1 protein-coding gene and 1 pseudogene are annotated in these 650 nt (G+C 68.9%); both read left to right on the top strand.

The genetic code is table 11. From position 1 onward, the window contains the following. Window positions 1-67: 67 nt before the first annotated feature. Window positions 68-185, top strand: a pseudogene (locus ACK4SE_RS14050) (class I tRNA ligase family protein); the annotation flags it as partial. Window positions 186-311: 126 nt separating this feature from the next. After that, window positions 312-650: hypothetical protein (locus ACK4SE_RS14045; protein WP_409693962.1), on the top strand; the 339-nt coding region annotated here is incomplete at its 3' end.

Below are 650 nucleotides of genomic sequence, written 5' to 3'. Positions count from 1 at the left end.
AGCGGCGCACCCTCGCTCACCCTGGTGCTGCGCAGAGGTGTTTGGCGCGATGTACAAGGCCGGCCTGATCCACCGCGGCCACAAACCTGTGTACTGGTCGCCCTCCACCCGCACCGCTCTGGCCGAAGCGGAGCTGGAGTATCGGGACAATCACCGCAGCACCGCCATCCATGTCGGCTTCCCCATGCAGTCACTGCCCAGGTGCGCGCGGCCAGCCCCGATGCGCGCCTGCTCCCCCAGTGTCCTTACCTGGCTGCCAAACTGCCAGTGGCCAAGCAGCAGCACTGGCGCCCCTGCTGCCGCAGCTGGAGATGGTGATCTGGACCACCACGCCGTGGACCATCCCCGCCAACCTCGCGCTGTGCGTGAACCAGGACCTGGAGTATGTGGCTGTCCGTATGGAGGCGGGCGCTGGCGGGGCGTCGCGGCACGTGATTGTGGCGACAGAGCAGCTGGCAGAGTTTGCGGCGGCGCTGGGGCAGCCGGTGGATGCGCTGCATGTGGTGCACCGACTGCACGTGCGCACACGCTACTGTCGCTGCTGCTGCTGCCGCCGCGCGTTCACGCGTGCCTCATCGCAGGGCCGGGACTTGGTGGGCGCTGTGTGCGCGCACCCGCTTGCCAGGCGCACCTCGCCCGTCCTGCATGGC

The organism is Brevundimonas sp., from assembly GCF_046293315.1.
Taxonomy (GTDB): Bacteria; Pseudomonadota; Alphaproteobacteria; order Caulobacterales; family Caulobacteraceae; genus Brevundimonas.
This window is presented reverse-complemented; position numbering and strand designations above follow the sequence as displayed.